Here is an 18,996-nt window from a genome sequence, read left to right on the forward strand (position 1 = left end):
AACCTCCTCAACCACCGGGCATCCGCCACCACCAAGGGCTCGAAACCACCACCCGCGGGGTCCCCACCTAGGATGAGGACGTGACCACCGTCGACCTTCCGCTGCTCCCGCTCGGGCGAGGGCGAGACCTCACCACCGAGCGCGGCGTGGAGTGCCCCGGCGACCTGCCGGAGCCGTCGGACCCTGACCTGGTGGCGCGCGCCCGCGCGGCCAAGGCCGCCCTGGGCGAACGCGTGTTCGTGCTGGGCCACCACTACCAGCGCGACGAGGTCATCGAGTTCGCCGACGTCACCGGCGACTCCTTCAAGCTGGCGCGCGAGGCGGCGGCCCGGCCCGAGGCCGAGTTCATCGTCTTCTGCGGCGTCCACTTCATGGCGGAGTCGGCCGACATCCTGACCGCCGAGCACCAGCAGGTGATCCTGCCCGACCTCGCCGCCGGCTGCTCGATGGCCGACATGGCCCGGCTTGCCCAGGTCGAGGACGCGTGGGACGCCCTGGCCGCGGCCGGTGTGGCCGACGCGGTGGTGCCGGTCACCTACATGAACTCCTCGGCCGACATCAAGGCGTTCGTCGGCCGCCACGGCGGCACGGTGTGCACGTCCAGCAACGCGGAGACCGCGCTGGAGTGGGCGTTCGCCCAGAAGCCGGACGCGAAGGTGTTCTTCTTCCCCGACCAGCATCTCGGCCGCAACACCGCCGTGCTCCAGATGGGCTTCTCGCTCGACGACTGCGTCGTGTGGAACCCGCTGCAGCCGAACGGCGGGCTCACCACGGAGCAGCTCCGCGACGCGCGCGTGATCCTGTGGCGCGGCCACTGCTCGGTGCACGGTCGGTTCTCCGCGGACGTCGTCGACGAGCTCCGCGCGACGGTCCCCGGGGTCCAGATCCTGGTCCACCCGGAGTGCACGCACGACGTGGTGCTGAAGGCGGACCTGATCGGCTCCACCGAGTTCATCATCAAGACCATCGAGGCCGCCCCGGCCGGCTCGGCCTGGGCGATCGGCACCGAGCTGAACCTCGTGAAGCGGCTCGCGGCGGCCCACCCCGACAAGCAGATCCTCTTCCTCGACAAGAACGTCTGCTACTGCTCGACGATGAACCGGATCGACCTTCCCCACTTCGTGTGGGCCATGGAGTCGCTCGTGGCCGGGAACGTCGTGAACCGGATCGAGGTCGACCCGGAGACCGAGCGCCACGCATTGACCGCCCTGCAGCGGATGCTCGAGCTGCCGGGCAAGTCCCACCGCGACTGACTGCCTACTGGTCGGTCTCCACCTGCTCCCGGAGCGCGTCGAGCATCTCCTCCAGCCGTACGGCGTTCCGCTCGGCCCGTCCGATCAGGTCCAGCACGACCTGGTCGGCGTCCTCACCGAGCTCCTCGCGCGCCAGCTCGAGCGACATCCGGATCGAGGACAGCGGGTTCTTCAGGTCGTGGCTGACGCGACGGGCGAAGTCGGCGGCGGGATCGGGGGTCGTCACAGCCCCGGAGCATCCCACACCGCGAGCCAGCGCTTGAGGTCCTGCTCCATCGGCAGCTCCTGGGAGAGCACGTCGCGGACCTGCAGCTCGAGCAGGTTGTCCCGCTGCTGGGGACCGGTGGGAGCGAAGCCGTAGTAGGTCCCCTGCTTGTAGAGGTAGACCAGCCCGAGCCGACGCCCTGCCTGGTCGTGGAACGGGATCAGGGTGCACAGCAGGCCGGAGCCGAAGCCGGCGGACTCGAGGGTGGTGTTCACACCGTGCAGGTCCGTGCACAGACCTGCCGGGTCGGCCGGATCACCGGTCACGGTCAGCCAGGTGAAGCCGAACGAGTCGCGGGTCACCTCCACTTCGGGCGTCCCGGACGACGCCTCCAGCAGGTCGAGCACGTCCTGCTGGGTCTGTGCGAACGCCGCCCCGGCCGCGCCGCGGTAGCAGACCGAGCCGGTCCCCGACGGCACGAAGCCGGTCTCCGTCTGCAGGATCACCGCGGCACTGGGCACCTCGAACAGCGAGTCGAGCCGAGCGGGCACAGGCCCGCTACGGCCGGTGACGGCCTTCCAGAATCCCACGACGCCTCCGGCGGTCCTCAGGACGGGCGGCCGAGCTCGGCCTGGATCCGCGCCAGCTGCTCGAGTCGCTGCTCCAGCGACGGGTGGGTGGACGTGAGGGTCTTGAGGCTCGCGCCGCTGATCGCGGGAGCGATGAAGAACGCGTTCATGGCCTTGGACGCACGCAGGTCGCGCTGCGGGATGGCCGAGATCTCGCCGGTGATCTTCTGCAGCGCGGTCGCCAGCGCCTGGGGCTTCATCGTGAGGTAGGCACCCGCCCGGTCGGCCGACAGCTCCCGGTAGCGCGAGAGCAGCCGGGTCAGGAAGAAGCTCACGGCGTACACGACGAGGCTGACGGCGAGCGCGACCAGGAACGCGATCCCGTTGCTGCTGTTGCGGTCACGGGTCAGGGCGCCGAACTGCGCGCCGCGCGTGAGCATCCCGGCGACGATGCCGGCGGACGACGCCACGGTCATCACCAGCACGTCGCGGTGGGCGACGTGAGAGAGCTCGTGGGCGAGCACCGCCTCGAGCTCCTCGGGCGTCAGCTTGCCCATGATCCCGGTCGTGACGCAGACGACCGCCCGGTTCGGCGAGCGGCCGGTGGCGAAGGCGTTCGGGAGGTCGAGGTCGGCGATCCCGACCCGTGGCTTGGGCATGTCGGCGAGGGCGCAGAGGCGGTCGACCATGCCGTGCAGCTCGGGTGCCTCCTCGGGCGTGACCTCACGGGCTCGCATCGCCCGCATCGCGACCGTGTCCGAGCTCCACCACTGGTAGAACGCGACCCCGATGCCGGCGATGCCGATCAGCAACCAGAAGTCGGAGAACAGGTACATCATCGCGACGACCAGCGCGACGAACAGCGCGCCGAGCAGGAACAGCACGGTGGTCATCCGGACCGTGAGGCCGGAGTCGGGGACGAAGCGGGAGGACGCCATCAGGGGTCTACGCCGTCAGCCGGGGATCAGGCCGTCGCCGCTGAGCAGGTCACGGACCTCGTCGAGCGTGGCGTCGGCGTGGGGGAGGATCAGGTCGGAGCTGTCGAGAGAGCCTTCCTCGTGCGGCGCCGCGGCGTCACGGACGCCTGCCAGCAGGGCGTCGAGCGCGACCCGGAAAGCGGCCTCGTCACCCGACTCGACGCTGGACTCCACGGCGGTGTCCAGGTCGTTCAGGGTCGCCAGCGACTCGTCGGGGACGTCGAACTGGCCCTCCCCGAGGATCCGGATGATCACGCCCGCCCCTCGTCGGTGGTGGTGTCGGACGTAGGCTCCGCGGCCTTCTCCGGCTCGGCCTGGAGGATGTCGCCCTCGTCGCCCGCCTCGATCGCCTGCGGCTGCGAACCGGCCTTCAGCCGCGCGAGCTCGGCCTCGACGTCGCTGTCGGAGCTCAGGGCGTCGAGCTCGCGGGCGATGTCGTCGCCGCCACCGGGCTGGCTCACGTCGTCGAGCGCACCGGAGGCGAGCAGCTCGTCGATCGCGCCCGCCCGGGCCTGCATCTGAGCGGTCTTGTCCTCGGCGCGCTGGATCGCCATCCCGACGTCGCCCATCTCCTCGCCGATCCCGGACATGGCCTCGTTGATCTTGGTCTGCGCCTCGGCGGCGGTGTAGGTCGCCTTGATGGTCTCCTTGCGGGTGCGGAAGGCCTCGACCTTCGCCTGCAGCCGCTGCTGGGCGAGCGTGAGCTTCTCCTCCTCCCCCTGCAGCTGGGCGTGCTGGGTCTTGAGGTCGGTGATCTGCGAGGTCAGCCCGGACTTGCGGGTCAGCGCCTCGCGGGCGAGGTCCTCGCGCCCCACCGAGATCGCCTTCTCGGCCTGGCCCTGGAGCTTCTTGGCCTGCTGCTCGAGCTGGTTGACCTGCAGCTCCACCCGCTTGCGGCTGGTCGCCACGTCAGCCACGCCGCGACGGACCTTGACCAGCAGGTCCTGCTGCCGCTGGTAGCTGTAGTCGAGGGTCTCGCGAGGATCTTCGGCGCGATCGAGGGCCTTGTTGGCCTTCGACCGGAAGATCAGGCTGATGCGCTTCATGAGGCTCATGAGGCAACCCTAGACGACCGGGGCCAAGGGCTCACACGCTGATTTGCCCGGTCGGGCCCTCCGCCGGCGCTGCGACCCGGTGCGGGTCGTCCCGGTAGGGTTGCCCTGTCCCTGATGATCGTCCGGATCGTCCTGCCCGCCGTCCGAAAGCCAGTCGTTGTTCCGCCGAAGCAAGACCGAGACCGAGACCTCCGAGGTCGCCCCGAAACCGGGCGGCAAGGGTCGCCCGACGCCGACCCGCAAGGAGGCGGAGGCGCTGGCCAAGGCCCGCGCCAAGCCCCCGCGGAGCCGCAAGGAGCTCGCCGCCCAGCAGCGCCAGCAGCGCGCGGAGTCGAGCCGCAAGGTCCGGCAGGCGATGAAGACCGGCGACGAGCGGTACTACCTGGCGCGCGACAAGGGTCCGGTACGACGGTTCATCCGCGACTTCGTCGACTCGCGGTTCTCGTTCCTCGAGCTGATGATCCCGGCGATGCTGATCACGTTGGTGCTCGGCTACTCCGGCAACGCGCGGCTGATGCAGACCAGCAACTTCTTGCTGTTCGGCATGTTCCTGCTGATCATCGTCGACATCGCCACGGTCCGGTTCCGCGTCCGCCGCGAGCTCCGGAAGCGGTTCCCGGAGGAGAGCCTCAAGGGCACGACCTGGTACGCCGTCAGCCGCTCCATGCAGATGAAGTTCATGCGGCTGCCGAAGCCGCAGGTCAGGATCGGCGAGAAGCTCCCCGAGCACTACCGCTGACGGGCTCACCCTTAGCCGGCCAGCGGATCGGTGCGGAGGGGGCCGTAGGTGGCGCGGTACGCGCGCGGCCCGGCCAGCGGCGCCACGGAGTGGGAGACCCACCCGGGCAGGCCGGCGAGGCGGGACATCCGGTCCGTCGCCGCCTGCACATGCGCGACCCGGGTACGGCGGCTGTCTTCCCACTCAGCGCCGACGGTCGACCAGTCATCCCGCCGAGCCAGCAGGTCGGCGAGCACCAGCGCGTCCTCGAGGGCCATCGCCGCTCCCTGGGCCCAGACCGGCCCGGTCGCGTGAGCGGCATCGCCGATCACGACCATCCGTCCCCGGTGCCAGGTCGGCATCCGCACCTCCTCGACCCGCGAGTAGTACGGGGTGGGGTCTCCCTCGAGGACCTGGTCCACGGCCTTGACCGCGGGTGCGGGGAACGCGGCGAACGCCCGACCCAGCCAGCCGGGCTCGTCGACCGCGGCGGCCGCCCGGTTGCTGGCGGCGTACCCGTAGACCTCGCCCGGTGCCACCGGGATCAGCAGCAGCGTCACGCCGTGGCCGGTCCACGCCGTCCAGCAGTCCACCCCGGGATCGGCCGTGACGAACCGCCAGCAACCCGTCGTCATGAGCGAGGAGACAGGCGCCCCAGGAAGAGCTCCCGAGCGCACTGCTGAGTGGACGCCATCGGCACCGACGAGGAAGTCGTAGACCTCCTCGCTCCCGTCCGACAGCCCGACCCTCACTCCGTGGTCCTCGACCGTCACCCGTCCGCACGCGACGCCCCGCCGGACCTCAATCCCCTGGGCCAAGGCGTCGAGCACCACACCGTGACGCACGCACACCGAGGGGGCGATGCCCGTCCAGAACGCCGCCTCGTCGACCCCGAAGAGCAGCCGTCCGGAAGCCGACCGGTACTCACGTCGTACGACGGGCACGCCGGCCTCGGTGAGGGGCCGGTCCACGCCGAGCCGGCTCAGGGCGCGGACGGCGTTGCCCGGCAGGTTCAGGCCGAACCCCGACGCGGGCCGGTCCGCTCGCCGTTCCACGACGTCGGCGGCGATGCCGAGGCTGCCCAGCGCTCGCGCGGTGGCGAGGCCGGCGATGCCTGCCCCGACGACCAGCACCCGCCGGCTCATGAGCCGGTGAGCACGAAGTCGGACACCAGCTCGGCGACCCGGTCGGGGTGGCCCAGCCACGGCACGTGGCCCGCAGGCAGCAGCTCGAGCCGCGCGTCGGGAATCAGCTCAGCCACCTGCTCGGCGACCGCAGCCGACCCCACAGGGTCGCGGTCGCCCCAGACGACGAGCGTGGCGGCGCGGAGACGACGCAGCTCGTCGGCCGAGATGCTGGTGCGGCGCCGGAACCCGCCCCACCCGAGCACGGCCCGCAGCTCGGTGAGGTTGGCGGTCGCCACGGCCCGGTCGCGACCGGCTGCGACGAGCGAGTCGAGCAAGTCCGGGTGGCGAGGGAGCGTGCTGCCCTCCCCCATCACAGTCATCAGACGGAGCACGTCCTGACGCCTGGGCGGTAGGTGGCGGGTCAGCAGGTCACCCACCACCGGCGTCGTCATCGCGCGCAGCAGCCACGGCGGGCTGGTCCCCGGCAGGCCGGGAACCGCGCCCAGCAGGACGAGCCGGTCGACCCGATCCGGCCTGGCCAGTGCGTACCAGGTGGCCCAGCTCCCGCCCATCGAGCAGCCGACGAGCGCAGCGGACCGCACGGCGAGCGCGTCGAGGACCTGGTCGACGAACCGGACGGCCGCAGCACGGAACTCAGACCGTGCCGCGGGCACGGGATCGCTGAGCCCCAGCCCGGGTCGGTCAGGGGCCACGGAGCGGACCCGGTCGAGGCGCTCGAGGAGGGGCAGATGCGACAGGCAGCAGGTGGTGCTGCCGTGGAGGTGCAGGACCGGTGGGCCGGTCCCGGCCTCGACCAGGTGCACGCCCGCACCCGACGGTAGGGTGAGCCGTCGTCGGGTCATGCCGGCGCCGATCATCCGGTCGTGTGACTGCGCCACGGTGGTCCGGCTCGCCGACTCCCCCGGTCGGTCCGCCTGGGTCCTGGTCGTCATCGGTCCCGCTCCTCCCCCGCGCCCCCTCCTGCCGGCTCCACCGTGCGCTCGGACGGGCGCGTCGGTCCAGTTCGAACTTCGAACCGGGCACGAGCCGTCGCAGTGGGAGAATGACCGCGTGGAGCCGCACGACGGCACGGACTACTGCTCCTTCACCAAGGCCATCGAGCACCTCGGTGACCGGTGGAACCTGCTCATCGTCCGCGAGCTGGGCGTGCATGGTCCGCGGCGCTTCAACGAGCTGGCCGCAGCGCTGCCCGGCCGGATCTCCCGCTCGGTGCTGACCGAGAGGCTGCGCCGGCTCGAGAGCCTCGGCGTGGTGACCCGCGCCGACCGCGACACCCGCTCCGCGGCGTACCGGCTGACCGTCGCGGGTGAGGGACTGATGCCCACGTTGTGGTCGCTGCGCACGTGGTCGGCGACCTGGTTGCCGGACGACCCCTCGCTGGTGGAGCGCGACCCGGAGATCGTCTTCGACTGGCTCGCCCGCAGGGTCGACACCCGGCGGCTTCCCGAGCAGCAGGTCGTCGTGGAGATCACCAACCAGGCCCGGCGGACCCACCGTGGCTGGCTGGTGCTCGAGCGAGGAGCCGATCCCTACGGCTGCCTGCAGGACCCGCTGCTGGCCCAGGAGCGCTACGTGTACGTGCAGGCCGGGAGCACGGTACTGCTGGGGCTGGCGACCGGGCACCGCGACTGGGCCAGCGCCCTGGCCGACGGCTCGGTCGTGGCCAACGGCGCGCCCGAGCTGACCCGACAGCTCGCCCGGTGGTTCACGCGGCCTGTGCCCGACCCCGCGGTCCGGCGTCAGGCGTCGTAGTCGAGGACGACCTTCGCCGACGTGGGGTGCGACTGGCAGGTGAGCACGTAGCCGCGCTCGACCTCCTCGGGCTCGAGGGCGTAGTTCGCATCCATCTGCACGGTCCCCTCGACCAGCTTGGCGCGGCAGGTGCCGCACACCCCGCCCTTGCACGCGAACGGCAAGTCACGGCGTACGTCGAGCGCCGCCTCGAGCACCGGCGGCCCGTCCGGTCGCAGCGGGAAGTCGCTGGCCCTGCCGTCGAGCCGGATCGTGACCTCGGCGGCACCGTCGGCGCCGTCCACGAGGGCAGCGACCGGTGCGCGTGGTGCGGGGTCGGCGTGGAAGAGCTCGGTGTGGATCCGCTTCTCACCCAGGTCGGTCAGCGCCTGCCGCAGGTCGACCACCATCTGGTGCGGCCCGCAGAGGAACCAGTCGTCGGACCCGGCGAGGCCGAAGGCGTCGACGATCGCGCGGAAGCGCTCGGCGTCGAGCCGGCCCGAGAGGAGCTCGACGTCCTGCTGCTCGCGGGAGAGCACGTGGATGATCTGGAACCGGTCCGGGAACCGGTCCTTCAGGTCATGCACCTCATCGAGGAACATGATCGAGCGGGTGGTGCGGTTGGCGTAGACCAGCGTGACCTGCGAGCCGGGCTCGGCCTCCAGCACCGCGGCCATGATCGACAGGACCGGCGTGATGCCGGACCCGGCCGCGACGGCGACGTACCGCTTGGCGGTGGTGGGGTCGAGCTCGGTGGTGAACCGCCCGGCAGGGGTCAGCACCTCCAGCGAGTCGCCGACCTGCAACGAGCCGACGATGCCGTCGGAGAACGCGCCGCCGGGGAGTCGCTTCACGCCGATCCGCAGCACGCCTGAGGACGGCGGGGTGCAGATCGAGAAGCTGCGGCGCACGTCGTCGGAGCCGCGGACGGAGACGTGCTGGCCGTGCAGGAACGCGTAGTCGTCACGCAGCTCGTCAGGCACGTCGAAGGTGATCGCGACCGCGTCGTCCGTGAGCTCGTCGATCGCCGCGACCCGCAGCTGGTGCAGCTGGGCGTGGGTCGTCACAGGGTCTTGAAGTGGTCGAAGGGCTCGCGGCAGGCCTGACACACCCACAGCGACTTGCAGGCCGTGGACCCGAACCGGCTCGACTCGCGGGTGTCGAGGCTGCCGCACTGCGGGCAGCGGACGCTCAGCGTCAGTGGCACCGGCCCATCGTGCTCGGCGGCCCGGGCGGCCGGGGGTGCCACGCCGTACGCCGCCAGCTTGGCCCGGCCCTCGTCGGTCATCCAGTCGGTGGTCCACGCCGGGGAGAGCACGAACTCGACGTCGACCCGCTGGTAGCCGGCCGCGGTCAGCGTCGCCTCGAGGTCGGTGCGGATGGTCTCCATGGCCGGGCAGCCGGAGTAGGTCGGCGTGATCTGCACATGCACCCGGCCCTGGTCGTCCTCGGTGACGTCGCGCAGGATCCCGAGGTCCTCGATCGTGACGACGGGCAGCTCGGGGTCGAGCACGCCGGCCGCGAGATCGTAGGCGGGCGTGCGGGTCTGGGTCGGGGTCACCACGTCGCCCCCGGGTGCGATCGGGTGAGGTGCTGCATCTCGGCGAGCAGGTAGCCCATCTGCTCGGTGTGGAGGCCGCGCCGTCCCCCACCGACCGCGGGCAGTACCTCCGGCGTCTGCAGCGTCGCCTCGCGCAGCACCGGCATGATCCGCCCCAGTGCCGGCTCGCGCAGCGAGGCGGGGTCGACGGCGACTCCCTCCTCGAGCAGCTCCGGCGCGACCCACGAGCCGTCGAACAGCTCGTCGAGGTAGGGCCACTCGGCGTCGAGCGCTGCCTGCATCCGCCGGTGCGACTCCTCCGTGCCGTCGCCGAGCCGCAGCACCCACTGGCGGGCGTGGTCGAGGTGGTAGGCCACCTCCTTGACCGCCTTGCCGGCCACGCCGGCGAGGGTCAGGTCGCTGCTGGCGCGCAGCGCGGCGTACAGCTCGGCCTGGTAGGCCGCGAAGATCAGCAGCCGTGCCATCGCCACCCCGAAGTCGGACTGGTCGCGCTCGACGAGCTGCACGTTCCTGAAGTCGCGCTCGTCGCGGAGGTAGGCGAGGTCGTCCTCGCTGCGGCCGGCGCCCTCGACCTCGCCGGCGTGCGCGAGCAGGCTCCGCGCCTGTCCGAGCTGGTCGAGCCCGATGTTGGCCAGCGCGACGTCCTCCTCGAGCTGGGGCGCGCGGCTGATCCACCAGCCCATCCGCTGGGCGGAGATCAACGCGTCGTCCGCGAGGGCGAGGACGTACTCGAACTGGGGGGTCACAAATGCTCCACTCCCTCGGGTACGTCGTAGAACGTCGGGTGGCGGTAGATCTTGTCGGCCGCCGGGTCGAAGAACGAGTCGCGCTCGTCGGGCGTGCTGGCCTCGATGTCGGAGGACCGGACGACCCAGATCGAGACTCCCTCCTGGCGCCGGGTGTAGAGGTCACGGGCGTTGCGGAGCGCGAGCTCGGCGTCGGGCGCGTGCAGCGACCCGGCGTGGACGTGCGACAGCCCCCGGCGGGACCGGACGAACACCTCCCAGAGCGGCCAGTCGTTCATGCCGCGCCAACCGATCGGGCTGATTGCTTCTCGGCGTACTCCGACGCGGCCTCGCGCACCCACGCACCGTCCTCGTGCGCGGCGACCCGGTGGGCCAGCCGCTGCTCGTTGCACGGACCGTTGCCCTTGATGACCTCGAACAGCTCGGTGAAGTCGATCTCGCCGAAGTCGTAGTGGCCGCGCTCCTCGTTCCACCGGATCTCGGGGTCGGGCAGCGTCAGCCCGAGCGCCTCGGCCTGCGGCACCGTCATGTCGACGAACCGCTGCCGCAGTTCGTCGTTGCTGAACCGCTTGATGCCCCAGGCCATGGAGCGGGCACTGTTGGGCGAGTCGTCGTCGGGCGGGCCGAACATCATGAGCGAGGGCCACCAGTAGCGGTTGACGGCGTCCTGGGCCATCGCCTTCTGCGCCTCGGTGCCGTGGGACAGGGTGTGGAGGATCTCGAAGCCCTGCCGCTGGTGGAACGACTCCTCCTTGCAGACGCGCACCATCGCGCGGGCGTAGGGGCCGTACGAGCACCGGCACAAGGGCACCTGGTTGGTGATCGCGGCACCGTCGACGAGCCAGCCGATCGCGCCGACGTCGGCCCAGGTGAGCGTCGGGTAGTTGAAGATCGAGGAGTACTTCTGACGACCGTCGTGGAGCATGTCGAGCAGGTCGGCGCGGTCGGCGCCGAGGGTCTCGGCGGCGGCGTACAGGTAGAGACCGTGGCCTGCCTCGTCCTGCACCTTGGCCATCAGGATCGCCTTGCGTCGCAGGCTCGGTGCCCGGCTGATCCAGTTGCCCTCGGGCTGCATCCCGATGATCTCGGAGTGGGCGTGCTGGGCGATCTGACGGACCAGGGTCTTGCGGTAGCCCTCCGGCATCTCGTCGCGCGGCTCGATCCGGCCGTCCTCGGCCAGGAGCGCGGTGAACGAGGCGGGTTGGTCGGGGTCGGCCGTCAGAGCCGGCTGCGGCTGCTGCTCGGACCGCCCCTCGGGCGCGGTGAAGTCGTTGCCGTACACATGCTCAGGGTACCACGATTGTTACATCTTGCGACTCCTGCGACGCGTCGCTGTAATACTCTCGTGCGGGTGTCAGGATGGCTGCATGAGCTCCCCCACCGCGGACGTCTCCTGCCGGGTGGCGTGGACCGACGACGCTCCGGCGATCGCGCGGCTGCAGCTCCGCACCCGGCAGCACGACCTCTCCGAGCTGCTGCCCGCCGAGCAGCTCGAGGTCGACCCGTCCGTCGCGGAGGAGGCCTGGAAGCGGGTGCTCAGCCGGCCGGCCGACGCCCGCGTGAGGGTCCTGGTCGCCCTGGAGCGCAACCGTGTGGTCGGCTTCACCATCACCTCCCCGGCCTCCGACCCGGACGCCGATCCGGTGGCCGATGCCGAGCTGATGGAGCTCACCGTCGACCCCGAGGAGCGGGGCCGTGGGCACGGCTCGCGGCTGCTCCAGGCAGCGGTCGACACGATGACCGCCGACCGGTTCCGCCGGGCGGTGTGCTGGACGGTCGCGTCCGACGACGCCGTACGCCGGTTCCTCACCGAGGCCGGCTGGGCGACGGACGGGGCACATCGTGAGCTCGACCTGGACGGCACCGGCGCCGTGACCGCCAAGCAGGTCCGGTTGCACACGCAGTTCACCTGAACGGAGTATTGATTTCGGGCGCGCCTGCGTCACCATGGAGTCCCGAGAGACAGGGGTTGGCCATGGGTCCGTTGCCGCAGCTCCACCGCTTCCTGATCGCCGCCGTCGTCCTGGTGCTGAGCCTGGGCGTCGGCCTCTGGCTGGCCAGCTACCACGACCTGCCCCTCGCCGGCGTCGGGGTGGGTCTCGGAGTCGGCTGCCTCATCGCCTACCTGCTCATCCACGACTTCCACCGGCCGCGCTCGGTGCGGGTGACCCGGCGCCGCTGAGCCGCCCGCCGGGCAACTAGGGTCGCCCGGGTGACGACAGCGGGGTCCGATCGCCGCGCGGTGATCCGGGACAGCCTCGGGGTCGGCGTCGCCACCGGGCTCTACGGCACGTCGTTCGGTGCTGTCTCGGTCGCGGCCGGGCTCTCGGTGGCCCAGACCTGTGCGCTGTCCCTCGTGATGTTCACCGGTGCGAGCCAGTTCGCGTTGGTCGGTGTCCTGGCTGCCGGGGGTACGCCGCTGGCGTCGGCGCTGACCGCCCTGCTGCTCGGGTCGCGCAACACCCTCTACGGCCTGCGGATCGGACCATTGCTGGACTTCCGTGGCGGTCGTCGGGTGGCAGCCGCGCAGCTGCTGATCGACGAGTCGACGGCGATGTCACTGAACCGGCCCGACCGCACGCTGGCGCGCGTGGGGTTCGTCGCGACCGGACTGTCGATCCTCGTGCTGTGGAACCTGTTCACCTTCCTGGGCGCGGTGGCCGGCGAGGCGCTCGGCGACCCGAAGACCTACGGCCTCGACGCCGCGGTGGGCGCGGCCTTCCTGGCACTGCTGTGGCCGCGACTGTCCGACCCGGTCAACCGGGGTGTGGCGCTGGCCGCCGCCGCCCTCGCCCTGGTGCTCGTGCCATTCACCCCGGCCGGCCTCCCCGTGCTCGCCGCGGGTGGGGTGGCGCTGCTGGTCGGACTGCTGTCGAAGCACGAGGACCCGACCGAATTTCCGGAGGCGGGGGGATGACTATCTGGCTGACCGTGATCGGCGCAGGGATCGGCTGCTACGTGCTCAAGCTCGCCGGGTTGTCGCTGCCGCCGAGAGTTCTCGAGCACCCCGTCGTCGAACGGATCGCGGACCTGATCCCGGTTGCGCTGCTCGCCGCGCTGGTCGCGGTGCAGGTGCTGGCCGCTGATGCATCGCTGGTGATCGACGCCCGGTTGGCCGGGCTCGCCACGGCGTTCGTGCTGCTGCTGGTGCGCGCGCCGTTCCTGGTCGTGGTGTTCGGGGCAGCTCTGGTGGCGGCGCTGCTCAGGCTCTGGGGCTGACGTGTGCGCCGCCGCTGATCGGGTCCGTCAGTCGAGGTCCAGGAAGTGCTCGAGCCCGACCGTGAGGCCGGGGTGGTCGGCGATCGCCCGCAGTCCGGTCAGCACGCCGGGCGTGAACGAGGAGCGGTCGAGTGAGTCGTGCCGGATCGTGAGGGTCTCCCCCAGTCCCCCGAGCAGCACCTCTTGGTGCGCCACGAGCCCACGCAGCCGGACCGAGTGCACCCGCACGCCGTCGACGGTCGCTCCGCGGGCGCCGTCGAGCGACGTGGACGTGGCGTCCGGCACCGGCCCCGCAGCCGCGTCGCTGCGGGCGGCGGCGATCAGCTCCGCCGTACGGCGCGCGGTGCCGGAGGGCGCGTCGGCCTTGTCGGGATGGTGCAGCTCGACCACCTCGACCGACTCGTAGAACGGTGCTGCCACCTGAGCGAACCGCATCATCAGGATCGCGCCGATCGAGAAGTTGGGAGCCACCAGCACGCCGGTCCCTGGCGCGGCACTCAGCCAGTCCCGCAACGTCGCGAGCCGGTCCTCGTCGAAGCCAGTCGTGCCGACGACCGCGTGCAGCCCGTGCTCGATGCAGAATCGCAGGTTGTCCATCACGGCGTCCGGGTGCGTGAAGTCGACCACGGCCTCCGCCCCCGCCCCCACCAGCTGGTCCAGGGAGTCATCGGCGTCGAGCCGGGCGACCAGGTCCATGTCAGGTGCGGCGTCGACCGCTCGGCAGACCTCTGCGCCGACCTTCCCGAGGGCGCCCAGCACCCCGACGTTCAGCGTGTCGCTCACGGCCCCAACCTAGTCCGCGACGATCCCAGGTGCCTGACTAGGCGTGCCGGTAGTGGCAGGCTGTGCCCCATGCCGAAACTGCAGGTCCCCGCGCGGCTGGTGTGGGCGGTGAACGTGATGGACGTCCAGCCGGGCGACAACATCCTGGAGATCGGCTGCGGACCGGGCTACGGCGCCGAGCTGATCTGCCAGCGGCTCGAGACCGGCAAGCTGTTCGCGATCGACCGCTCCGAGTCCGGTGTCGACCGCACCAAGCGTCGCTGCGCCAAGTACGTCGAGGCAGGGCGACTGACCGTCCGCCAGATCGACCTCGCCACGCTGCGGGTCCCCGTCAAGCGGCTGACCAAGGTGTTCGCGTTCAACGTCAACCTCTTCTGGGTGCGTGACTGTGCCGACGAGGTGGCGCTGCTCCACGAGCGGGTGCTCCCAGGGGGCGCGGTCTTCCTGTTCTACGAGGCCAAGCAGCCCGAGCTGGTCCCGACCATCGTCCAGAAGGGCTCCGCCGCCCTCACCAAGGCCGGCTTCCGGGTGTCCGTGGTCGAGCAGAAGGCCCCACCGGTGGTCGGCCTGATCGCCAAACGCTGACCCGTCAGTTGCGCAGGATCGAAACCCGCCGAGCCGTCACTTGCGCAGGTTTGAAACCCGCCGAGCCGTCACTTGCGCAGGTTTGAAACCCACCGAGACGTCACTTGCGCAGGTTTGAAACCCACCGAGACGTCACCGTCGCGGCCGCGCACGCTGCACGAGTGAGAGCTGGACACACCTTCAACCTGCAGCAGTGACGGTTCGCACCACCATCAGCCTGCACAAGTGACGGCTGGACGCACCTTCACCCTGCAGTAGTGACGGGTCGCGCCACCTTCAACCTGCACAAGTGACGGGTCGCGCCACCTTCAACCTGCACAAGTGACGGGTCAGGCGGGGCCGGCGACGGCGAGGATCTCGGGCTGGCGGAAGAGGGTGGCGGCGAGGTCGCGGACGTCCTCGAGGGTCACGGTGTCGATCCGGTGGATCACCTCGTCGAGGGAGAGCAGCTCGTCGTAGATCAGCTCGGCCTTCCCGATCCGGGACATCCGGGAGGCGGTGTCCTCCATCCCGAGCACGAGTCCGCCGCGCAGCTGGCCCTGACCGCGCCGCAGCTCCTCCTCGGTGATCCCGTCGGCCGCTGCCCTCTCGAGCTCGCCGCGCACGACCCCGAGCACCTCGTCGAGCCGCCGCGGCAGACAGCCCACGGAGACCCCGACCAAGCCGGCGTCGTGGTGGTGGGACGCGAAGCTGAAGACGCTGTAGGCGAGGCCGCGGAGCTCGCGCACCTCCTGGAAGAGCCGGGACGACGTACCACCGCCGAGGGCGGTGTTGAGGACGCCGAGGGCGTAGCGACGGTCGTCGTGCCGGGTGATCCCGTTGACGCCGAGCACCAGGTTGACCTGCTCGAACGGCCGGGTGGCCGTCATGGTGCCGGCGTGGACCCGCCGGGTCGGCCGGGACACGTCGGGCACGACCGGCGGCTCGTCCCCCTCGAGGAAGCCGTGCCGGTCGAACGCCGCCTTGACCAGCCGTACGACGGTGGCGTGGTCGACGTTGCCGGCCGCCGCCACCACGGTGTTCGCAGGCCGGTAGTGGCGCCGGTAGAAGCGCGCCACCTGGTCGCGGGTGAGGGCGGTCATCGAGTCGACAGTGCCCGCGATCGGTCGCCCGAGCGGGCTGTCTCCCCACGCCTGCCGCGCGAAGAGGTTGTGCACCACGTCGTCGGGGTCGTCGTCGTGCATCGCGATCTCGTCGAGGATCACCTCGCGCTCCGCGGCGACGTCCTCCTCGCGCAGCAGCGAGTCGGTGATCATGTCGCCCAGCACGTCGACCGCCAACGGCAGGTCGTCGTCGAGCACCCGCGCGTGGAAGCAGGTGTACTCCTTGGCGGTGAAGGCGTTGAACTCGCCACCCACCGCGTCGAGCGCCACCGAGATGTCCATCGCGGAGCGGTTGCCGGTCCCCTTGAAGAGCAGGTGCTCGAGGAAGTGGGAGCAGCCGTGGAGCGCCGGCGTCTCGTCCCGCGACCCGACGCCGACCCACACGCCGACGCTCGCGGACCGCACGCCGGGCACCTGCTCGGTCACGATCCGCAGCCCTTCGGGCAGGGTCGTACGCCGGACGCGCGACGTCACCCGACCCTGGCCGTCACGGACGGTCTCCAGGGTGCGGGTGACACCGCGAGAAGCGGAGGAGGTCACTCCTCGGAGTCGTCCGCGCCGCTCTCGGCGGCAGCGCCGTCCTCCTCGACGACCGGAACCAGGGACAGCTTGCCGCGGTCGTCGATCTCGGCGATCTGGACCTGCAGCTTCTGTCCGACCGAGACGACGTCCTCGACAGCCTCGACCCGCTTGCCGCCGGCGAGCGAGCGCAGCTTGCTGATGTGCAGCAGCCCGTCCTTGCCCGGCATCAGCGACACGAAGGCGCCGAAGTTGGTGGTCTTGACGACGGTGCCGATGTAGCGCTCGCCGACCTCGGGCATGGTCGGATTGGCGATCGCGTTGACCGCGGCCTTGGCGGCCTCGGCCGCCTCACCGTTGGTCGCACCGATGTAGACGGTGCCGTCGTCCTCGATGGACAGCGTCGCGCCCGTGTCGTCTTGGATCTGGTTGATGATCTTGCCCTTGGGGCCGATGACCTCACCGATCTTGTCGACCGGCACCTGGACCGTGATGATCCGCGGTGCGTAGGTCGACATCTCCTCGGGAGCGTCGATCGCCTCGCCCATTACGTCGAGGATCGCCAGCCGCGCCTCGCGCGCCTGGGTCAGCGCCGCCGCGAGCACCTCGGCGGGGATGCCGTCGAGCTTGGTGTCGAGCTGCAGGGCGGTGACGAACTCGCGGGTGCCGGCGACCTTGAAGTCCATGTCACCGAAGGCGTCCTCGGCCCCGAGGATGTCGGTGAGCGCGACGTACTGAGTCTCGCCGTCGACCTCACCGGAGATCAGGCCCATCGCGATGCCGGCCACGGCGGCGCGCAGGGGCACACCGGCCTGCAGCAGCGACATCGTGGAGGCACAGACCGAGCCCATGGAGGTGGACCCGTTGGAGCCCATCGCCTCGGAGAGCTGCCGGATGGCGTAGGGGAACTCCTCGCGCGTCGGCAGCACCGGCAGCAGCGCCCGCCGCGCGAGCGCGCCGTGGCCGACCTCGCGGCGCTTCGGCGAGCCGACCCGACCGGTCTCACCGGTGGAGAACGGCGGGAAGACGTACTTGTGCATGTAACGGCGGTGCTTCTCCGGGGAGAGCGTGTCGAGCTGCTGCTCCATCTTGAGCATGTCCAGAGTGGTGACACCCAGGATCTGGGTCTCGCCGCGCTCGAACAGCGCGGAGCCGTGGACGCGGGGCAGGATGCCGACCTCAGCGTGGAGCGGCCGGATGTCGGCCAGCCCGCGACCGTCGATGCGCACCTTGTCGCGGAGCACGCGCTCGCGCACGACCTCCTTGGTGACCGAGCGGAACGCCGCACCGATCTCCTTCTCGCGACCCTCGAACTGGTCGGCGAGCTTGTCGAGCAGACCCGCCTTGATCTCGTCGCTGCGAGCCTCGCGCTCCTGCTTGTCGCCGATCGTCATCGCGGCGGCCACGTCGTCGCGCACGGCGGCGTTGACGGCCTCGAACACGTCGTCCTCGTAGTCGAGGAAGATCGGGAACTCCTGGACCGGCTTGGCGGCCACGTTCGCGAGCTCGACCTGAGCCTCGACGAGCTGCTTGATGAAGGGCTTCGCGGCATCGAGGCCGCTGGCCACGACGTCCTCGGTCGGCGACTGGCCACCGCTCTGGATGAGGTTCCAGGCCTGCTCGGGCGCCTCGGCCTCGACCATCATGATCGCGACGTCGCCCGTCTCGGTCACACGACCGGCCACGACCATGTCGAAGACGGCGTTCTCGAGCTGGGTGTGCGAGGGGAAGGCGACCCACTGGCCCTCGATGAGGGCGACGCGGACGCCGCCGACCGGTCCCGAGAAGGGCAGGCCGGAGAGCTGAGTCGACAGCGACGCGGCGTTGATCGCCAGCACGTCGTACGGCGCGTCGGGGTTCAGCGCCATCACGGTGATGACGACCTGGACCTCGTTGCGCAGGCCCTTCTTGAAGGTCGGGCGCAGCGGCCGGTCGATCAGCCGGCAGGTGAGGATCGCGTCCTCCCCGGGACGGCCCTCGGAGCGGAAGAACGAGCCCGGGATCTGGCCCGCGGCGTACATCCGCTCCTCGACGTCGATGGTGAGCGGGAAGAAGTCGAAGTGGTCCTTGGGGGTCTTGCCGGCGGTGGTCGCCGACAGCAGCATCGTGTCGTCGTCCAGGTAGGCGGTCACCGAGCCGGCGGCCTGTCGGGCCAACAACCCGGTCTCGAACTTGACGGTACGCGTGCCGAACTTGCCGTTGTCGAGAACGGTCTCGACGGCGGAAATGGTGGGTTCCACGAGAATGTGGTCCCTTTCTGTTCGCGGAGCGATCCCGCGAATGACCCGCGTGGGTGGCCGGTCTTCGATCGAGGCTCGCAGGATCACAGATCCTGAGGGCCACTACCGAGGACCGGGCCGATGTTCGCGGATCGCTCCTGTTGATGGATTTCTGTTCAGTTGTGACTGTGAATCTACCGCGCCAGATGCGCGAAGAGGGCCCGCGGTTGCGGACCCTCTCGTGACGTCAGCGGCGCAGACCCAGGCGCTCGACCAGGGAGCGGTAGCGCTCGATGTCGGTGTCGCGCAGGTAGTTGAGCAGTCGGCGGCGCTGGCCGACGAGCAGCAGCAGACCACGACGGCTGTGGTGGTCGTGCTTGTGCTCCTTGAGGTGCTCGGTCAGGTGGCTGATCCGGTGGCTCAGCAGTGCGACCTGCACCTCCGGAGAACCCGTGTCGCCCTCAGACGTGGCGTACTCGGCGATGATCTTCTTCTTGGTCTCCGCGTCGGTACCAATCGACATGAAGGCTCCTTCTCGGTTCTCGTTGCGCGGCGCGCCGGGGCCTGTTCACCCGGGCACTCTGTGTCCGCGGCCGTTGCACGGC

Annotated in this window: 24 protein-coding genes; 8 read left to right on the top strand and 16 right to left on the bottom strand. The window is 70.6% G+C overall.

All coding sequences use genetic code 11. From position 1 onward, the window contains the following. The first annotated feature begins 80 nt into the window (after positions 1-80). Positions 81-1,253, top strand: coding sequence for a quinolinate synthase NadA (nadA, locus tag VFZ39_RS16410; protein WP_330866864.1), 1,173 nt, complete (start codon positions 81-83; stop codon positions 1,251-1,253). 4 nt (positions 1,254-1,257) lie between these two features. Here nadA and VFZ39_RS16415 read toward each other — a convergent pair whose 3' ends face one another. Genes VFZ39_RS16415 through VFZ39_RS16435 form a run of 5 tightly spaced genes read right to left on the bottom strand, consistent with a single transcriptional unit; the run spans position 1,258 to position 4,059 of the window. Next, the gene (locus VFZ39_RS16415) at positions 1,258-1,479 is read right to left on the bottom strand and encodes a histidine kinase dimerization/phospho-acceptor domain-containing protein (protein WP_330866865.1); all 222 of its coding nucleotides are present in this window, start codon (positions 1,477-1,479) and stop codon (positions 1,258-1,260) included. Continuing rightward, complete coding sequence (pspAB, locus tag VFZ39_RS16420) at positions 1,476-2,048, bottom strand: PspA-associated protein PspAB (RefSeq protein WP_330866866.1); 573 nt, start codon at positions 2,046-2,048, stop codon at positions 1,476-1,478. The genes VFZ39_RS16415 and pspAB overlap by 4 nt, the downstream gene beginning before the upstream one ends. Positions 2,049-2,065: 17 nt before the next feature. Next, entirely contained in the window at positions 2,066-2,965 is a 900-nt protein-coding gene (htpX, locus tag VFZ39_RS16425; RefSeq protein WP_330866867.1) for a zinc metalloprotease HtpX, read from the bottom strand. Between the two features lie 15 nt (positions 2,966-2,980). Continuing rightward, positions 2,981-3,259 (bottom strand): PspA-associated protein PspAA, encoded by a 279-nt coding sequence (gene pspAA, locus VFZ39_RS16430; protein ID WP_330866868.1) that lies wholly within the window; start codon positions 3,257-3,259, stop codon positions 2,981-2,983. Then, positions 3,256-4,059 (bottom strand): PspA/IM30 family protein, encoded by an 804-nt coding sequence (locus VFZ39_RS16435; RefSeq protein WP_330866869.1) that lies wholly within the window; start codon positions 4,057-4,059, stop codon positions 3,256-3,258. The genes pspAA and VFZ39_RS16435 overlap by 4 nt, the downstream gene beginning before the upstream one ends. Positions 4,060-4,216: 157 nt before the next feature. On the opposite strand from VFZ39_RS16435, the gene VFZ39_RS16440 reads away from it, so the two are divergent. Continuing rightward, positions 4,217-4,798, top strand: coding sequence for a DUF3043 domain-containing protein (locus VFZ39_RS16440; protein WP_330866870.1), 582 nt, complete (start codon positions 4,217-4,219; stop codon positions 4,796-4,798). Between the two features lie 11 nt (positions 4,799-4,809). Here the strand turns inward: VFZ39_RS16440 and VFZ39_RS16445 are convergent, their stop codons facing one another. Both VFZ39_RS16445 and VFZ39_RS16450 read right to left on the bottom strand, forming a co-directional pair. Further along, a complete protein-coding gene (locus tag VFZ39_RS16445) occupies positions 4,810-5,922 on the bottom strand; it encodes an FAD-dependent monooxygenase (RefSeq protein ID WP_330866871.1) in 1,113 nt (370 codons plus the stop codon). After that, entirely contained in the window at positions 5,919-6,857 is a 939-nt protein-coding gene (locus VFZ39_RS16450) for an alpha/beta hydrolase (RefSeq protein ID WP_330866872.1), read from the bottom strand. Before VFZ39_RS16450 ends, VFZ39_RS16445 begins: the two co-directional genes overlap by 4 nt. A 118-nt stretch (positions 6,858-6,975) precedes the next feature. Between VFZ39_RS16450 and VFZ39_RS16455 the strand changes: the two genes are divergently transcribed. Continuing rightward, a complete protein-coding gene (locus VFZ39_RS16455) occupies positions 6,976-7,677 on the top strand; it encodes a helix-turn-helix domain-containing protein (protein ID WP_330866873.1) in 702 nt (233 codons plus the stop codon). On the opposite strand, the gene paaE is transcribed toward VFZ39_RS16455, so the two are convergent. The 5 genes from paaE to paaA are packed head-to-tail and all read right to left on the bottom strand — an operon-like array spanning position 7,665 to position 11,245. Beyond that, entirely contained in the window at positions 7,665-8,723 is a 1,059-nt protein-coding gene (paaE, locus tag VFZ39_RS16460) for a 1,2-phenylacetyl-CoA epoxidase subunit PaaE (protein ID WP_330866874.1), read from the bottom strand. The genes VFZ39_RS16455 and paaE overlap by 13 nt on opposite strands. Continuing rightward, positions 8,720-9,217: a 1,2-phenylacetyl-CoA epoxidase subunit PaaD gene (gene paaD, locus VFZ39_RS16465; RefSeq protein ID WP_330866875.1), complete on the bottom strand. Its 498-nt coding sequence runs from the start codon at positions 9,215-9,217 to the stop codon at positions 8,720-8,722. Before paaD ends, paaE begins: the two co-directional genes overlap by 4 nt. Beyond that, a complete protein-coding gene (gene paaC / locus VFZ39_RS16470; protein WP_330866876.1) occupies positions 9,214-9,963 on the bottom strand; it encodes a 1,2-phenylacetyl-CoA epoxidase subunit PaaC in 750 nt (249 codons plus the stop codon). Before paaC ends, paaD begins: the two co-directional genes overlap by 4 nt. Then, positions 9,960-10,241, bottom strand: coding sequence for a 1,2-phenylacetyl-CoA epoxidase subunit PaaB (paaB, locus tag VFZ39_RS16475; RefSeq protein WP_330866877.1), 282 nt, complete (start codon positions 10,239-10,241; stop codon positions 9,960-9,962). Before paaB ends, paaC begins: the two co-directional genes overlap by 4 nt. Beyond that, the gene (gene paaA / locus VFZ39_RS16480) at positions 10,238-11,245 is read right to left on the bottom strand and encodes a 1,2-phenylacetyl-CoA epoxidase subunit PaaA (RefSeq protein ID WP_330866878.1); all 1,008 of its coding nucleotides are present in this window, start codon (positions 11,243-11,245) and stop codon (positions 10,238-10,240) included. The genes paaB and paaA overlap by 4 nt, the downstream gene beginning before the upstream one ends. 85 nt (positions 11,246-11,330) lie before the next feature. On the opposite strand from paaA, the gene VFZ39_RS16485 reads away from it, so the two are divergent. The 4 genes from VFZ39_RS16485 (at position 11,331) to VFZ39_RS16500 (ending at position 13,182) form a co-directional block, all read left to right on the top strand. Next, on the top strand, positions 11,331-11,876 hold the full coding sequence (locus VFZ39_RS16485; RefSeq protein WP_330866879.1) for a GNAT family N-acetyltransferase: 546 nt from the start codon (positions 11,331-11,333) through the stop codon (positions 11,874-11,876). A 62-nt stretch (positions 11,877-11,938) separates the two neighbouring features. Next, on the top strand, positions 11,939-12,145 hold the full coding sequence (locus tag VFZ39_RS16490) for a hypothetical protein (protein WP_330866880.1): 207 nt from the start codon (positions 11,939-11,941) through the stop codon (positions 12,143-12,145). 30 nt (positions 12,146-12,175) lie between these two features. Beyond that, positions 12,176-12,880 (top strand): AzlC family ABC transporter permease, encoded by a 705-nt coding sequence (locus tag VFZ39_RS16495; protein WP_330866881.1) that lies wholly within the window; start codon positions 12,176-12,178, stop codon positions 12,878-12,880. Next, positions 12,877-13,182: an AzlD domain-containing protein gene (locus VFZ39_RS16500; RefSeq protein ID WP_330866882.1), complete on the top strand. Its 306-nt coding sequence runs from the start codon at positions 12,877-12,879 to the stop codon at positions 13,180-13,182. Before VFZ39_RS16495 ends, VFZ39_RS16500 begins: the two co-directional genes overlap by 4 nt. Before the next feature lie 27 nt (positions 13,183-13,209). Here VFZ39_RS16500 and dapB read toward each other — a convergent pair whose 3' ends face one another. Continuing rightward, entirely contained in the window at positions 13,210-13,965 is a 756-nt protein-coding gene (gene dapB / locus VFZ39_RS16505) for a 4-hydroxy-tetrahydrodipicolinate reductase (protein WP_330866883.1), read from the bottom strand. Positions 13,966-14,034: 69 nt separating this feature from the next. Here dapB and VFZ39_RS16510 point away from each other — a divergent pair, with 69 nt between their 5' ends. After that, entirely contained in the window at positions 14,035-14,550 is a 516-nt protein-coding gene (locus VFZ39_RS16510) for a class I SAM-dependent methyltransferase (protein WP_330866884.1), read from the top strand. A 329-nt stretch (positions 14,551-14,879) separates the two neighbouring features. On the opposite strand, the gene VFZ39_RS16515 is transcribed toward VFZ39_RS16510, so the two are convergent. The 3 genes from VFZ39_RS16515 to rpsO form a co-directional block, all read right to left on the bottom strand. Next, positions 14,880-16,193: a pitrilysin family protein gene (locus VFZ39_RS16515; RefSeq protein WP_330866885.1), complete on the bottom strand. Its 1,314-nt coding sequence runs from the start codon at positions 16,191-16,193 to the stop codon at positions 14,880-14,882. Then, positions 16,190-18,412 carry a polyribonucleotide nucleotidyltransferase gene (locus VFZ39_RS16520; RefSeq protein WP_330866887.1) on the bottom strand — a complete coding sequence of 741 codons (2,223 nt, stop codon included), beginning with the start codon at positions 18,410-18,412 and terminating at the stop codon, positions 16,190-16,192. Before VFZ39_RS16520 ends, VFZ39_RS16515 begins: the two co-directional genes overlap by 4 nt. A gap of 226 nt (positions 18,413-18,638) precedes the next feature. Then, the gene (gene rpsO, locus VFZ39_RS16525) at positions 18,639-18,914 is read right to left on the bottom strand and encodes a 30S ribosomal protein S15 (RefSeq protein WP_349256905.1); all 276 of its coding nucleotides are present in this window, start codon (positions 18,912-18,914) and stop codon (positions 18,639-18,641) included. Between the last annotated feature and the right edge of the window lie 82 nt (positions 18,915-18,996).

It is taken from the genome of Nocardioides sp., assembly GCF_036374615.1.
GTDB lineage: Bacteria > Actinomycetota > Actinomycetes > Propionibacteriales > Nocardioidaceae > Nocardioides.

What these genes read in the sequence shown, in the direction of transcription:
- htpX (WP_330866867.1), bottom strand. Translation starts at nt 2,965, where the DNA reads ATGGCGTCCTCCCGCTTCGTCCCCGACTCCGGCCTCACGGTCCGGATG.
- VFZ39_RS16435 (WP_330866869.1), bottom strand. Translation starts at nt 4,059, where the DNA reads ATGAGCCTCATGAAGCGCATCAGCCTGATCTTCCGGTCGAAGGCCAAC.
- VFZ39_RS16445 (WP_330866871.1), bottom strand. Translation starts at nt 5,922, where the DNA reads ATGAGCCGGCGGGTGCTGGTCGTCGGGGCAGGCATCGCCGGCCTCGCC.
- VFZ39_RS16450 (WP_330866872.1), bottom strand. Translation starts at nt 6,857, where the DNA reads ATGACGACCAGGACCCAGGCGGACCGACCGGGGGAGTCGGCGAGCCGG.
- paaB (WP_330866877.1), bottom strand. Translation starts at nt 10,241, where the DNA reads ATGAACGACTGGCCGCTCTGGGAGGTGTTCGTCCGGTCCCGCCGGGGG.
- VFZ39_RS16485 (WP_330866879.1), top strand. Translation starts at nt 11,331, where the DNA reads ATGAGCTCCCCCACCGCGGACGTCTCCTGCCGGGTGGCGTGGACCGAC.
- VFZ39_RS16490 (WP_330866880.1), top strand. Translation starts at nt 11,939, where the DNA reads ATGGGTCCGTTGCCGCAGCTCCACCGCTTCCTGATCGCCGCCGTCGTC.
- VFZ39_RS16500 (WP_330866882.1), top strand. Translation starts at nt 12,877, where the DNA reads ATGACTATCTGGCTGACCGTGATCGGCGCAGGGATCGGCTGCTACGTG.
- VFZ39_RS16510 (WP_330866884.1), top strand. Translation starts at nt 14,035, where the DNA reads ATGCCGAAACTGCAGGTCCCCGCGCGGCTGGTGTGGGCGGTGAACGTG.
- rpsO (WP_349256905.1), bottom strand. Translation starts at nt 18,914, where the DNA reads ATGTCGATTGGTACCGACGCGGAGACCAAGAAGAAGATCATCGCCGAG.